Raw genomic sequence first — 2,472 nt, 5'->3', positions numbered from 1 at the left:
GCCATGCACAGAAGATATTCTTCAGCTTTTGGGGCAGCGATACGATGAAGGGCTGGATGGGAGCGTTCGCGGATCCGGGCCGCAAGCTTTCCCTGCAGGTCGAGCGGGTCGCCTTCACGGCGCTCGGCGAACCCTGTCAATTTCCGGAATCGCTGGCATGCAGTGTAAAGTAGTTGGGAAAGTCGATTTGAACCGGCGGGGCCGAAAACGGTCCGCTGCCTTGCATGGGAATGAAACCGAATGAATTTGACGGTGTTTGGAATTGGCTATGTCGGCCTCGTGCAGGCGGCGGTGCTTGCCGAAGTCGGGCACCAGGTGGTGTGCGTCGACATCGACGCCGCCAAGGTCGAGCGGCTCAACCAGGGCCTGGTTCCCATTTTCGAACCCGGTTTGGAAAACCTCGTCAAGGAGAACCATGCCGCCGGCCGCATCAAGTTCACAACGGATGCCGCCGCCGCTGTCAGGCACGGCGAGATCCAGATGATCGCGGTCGGCACGCCGCCGGGCGAGGACGGCTCGGCCGACCTCAAATATGTGCTGGCAGTCGCCGAGACCATCGGCCGCGAAATGGACAAACCCAAGATCGTCGTCGGCAAGTCGACGGTGCCGGTCGGCACCTGCGAAAAGGTGAAGGCCAGGATCGCCGACACGCTGAAGAAAAGAGGCCGCGAGGACCTGGCTTTCGATGTCGCTTCAAATCCGGAATTCCTCAAGGAAGGGTCCGCGGTTGCCGACTGCATGAAGCCGGACCGCATCATCGTCGGCACCGACAGCGAGGACACCGAGGCTGTGATGCGCGAACTCTACGCGCCGTTCAATCGCAACCACGAGAAGATGATCGTGATGGACGTGCGCAGCGCAGAATTCACCAAATATGCCGCCAACTGCATGCTGGCGACCAAGATCAGCTTCATGAACGAGATGGCCAATCTGGCCGAACAACTCGGCGCCGACATCGAGGAGGTCCGCAAGGGCATCGGCAGCGATCCGCGCATCGGCTACCATTTCATCTATCCGGGCCTCGGCTATGGCGGCTCGTGCTTCCCGAAGGATGTGCGGGCGCTGATCAAGACCGCCGAAGGCGTCAAGTTCGACGCCAAGCTGCTGCGCGCCGTTGAGGAGCGCAACAACGCACAGAAATCGGTTCTCTTCGACAAGGTGGACCGCTATTTCAAGGGCAACCTCAAAGGCAGGACCTTTGCGCTCTGGGGTCTGGCCTTCAAGCCCAACACCGACGACATGCGTGAGGCGCCGGCGCGCGTCCTGATGGAGGCGCTCTGGAAGGCCGGCGCCAATGTGCAGGCCTATGATCCCGAGGCGATGCAGGAATGCCAGGCCATCTACGGGCTGCGCGACGACCTGCTTCTGTGCGGCACCAAGGAGGCGGCGCTGCGCGGCGCCGATGCGCTGCTGATCGCCACAGAATGGAAGAGCTTTCGCGCGCCGTCCTTCGACGCGGTGAAGGACGCGCTGACCACGCCGGTCATCTTCGACGGCCGCAACCTCTATGACCCCAAGGTCATCGCCCGCCATGGCATCGAATATCACTCGATCGGCAGAATGGCGGCATGAGACCGGGCCCTGTCAGACGGATGCAAGACCGGTCCGCACACGGCCTGCGGACGCTGGGGTTGAGCGCGTATTTCTGTGTGGAGTTGTAGCTGATGGTGCTGGACGTAAAGCCGGAGCAAATCACCAAGGATCATTTCGATCTCGTCGCGATCGGTTCCGGCTTCGGTTCGGCCTTCTTCCTGCATGAGTTCGCCAGGCGCCGAAAGGCGCGCATTCTGGTGCTGGAGTGGGGACGCCACAACACCCATGAATGGCAGCTCGAACAGAACGTCAACACCGACATCGAAGACGAGACGACCTACAAGACCAATTCCGACAAGCCGTGGAACTACACGATCGGACTGGGTGGCGGGACGAACTGCTGGTTCGCGCAGACGCCAAGATTTCATCCCAATGATTTCCGGCTGAAAAGCACCTACGGCATCGGTAATGACTGGCCGATCAGTTATGACGACGTCGAGCCGTTCTACTGCGACGCGGAAGACATCATGTCGATCTCCGGCGACCCCGACATGGCGGCGATGCTGCCCCGCTCGAAGCCGTTTCCGCAACCGCCGCATCGCATGTCGACACCGGACAGGATGATGAAGGCGGCGCAGCCCGACCAGCACTTCGTCATGCCAACCGCGCGGGCTCGCGTGCCGACCGCGCAGCGCAGCTCGTGCTGTGCCAATCTGCGTTGCTGGCTGTGCCCGGTCGACGCCAAATTCACCGTCAACAACGGGTTGATGCACGTCTTCGAGCATCCCGACATCTCGGTCTGCCTCGGTGCGGAAGTGCGCCGGCTCGATCACGTCGGCGGTGCTGTCCGTTCGGTCACGTTCAGCCATGACGGCAAGGAATACCAGGTCAGCGGCGATCTCTTCATTCTCGGCGCCAATGCCATCCAGAGTGCGGCGA

2 protein-coding genes and 1 pseudogene are annotated in these 2,472 nt (G+C 61.4%); all 3 read left to right on the top strand.

The genetic code is table 11. The annotated features are described in order from the left end of the window. Window positions 1-173 (top strand): annotated as a pseudogene (locus EN994_RS36410) (1,3-beta-glucanase); the annotation flags it as partial. A gap of 67 nt (window positions 174-240) precedes the next feature. Continuing rightward, a complete protein-coding gene (locus EN994_RS27050) occupies window positions 241-1,572 on the top strand; it encodes a UDP-glucose/GDP-mannose dehydrogenase family protein (RefSeq protein ID WP_013528109.1) in 1,332 nt (443 codons plus the stop codon). 92 nt (window positions 1,573-1,664) lie between these two features. Further along, window positions 1,665-2,472, top strand: an 808-nt coding sequence (locus EN994_RS27045) for a GMC family oxidoreductase (RefSeq protein ID WP_164746238.1), incomplete at its 3' end; no start/stop codon positions are given.

The sequence above is a fragment of the Mesorhizobium sp. M7A.F.Ca.CA.002.09.1.1 genome (assembly GCF_003998555.1).
GTDB classification, from domain to species: Bacteria; Pseudomonadota; Alphaproteobacteria; order Rhizobiales; family Rhizobiaceae; genus Mesorhizobium; species Mesorhizobium ciceri.
The sequence above is the reverse complement of the archived record's forward strand: the minus strand, read 5'-3'. Positions and strand labels throughout refer to the sequence as shown.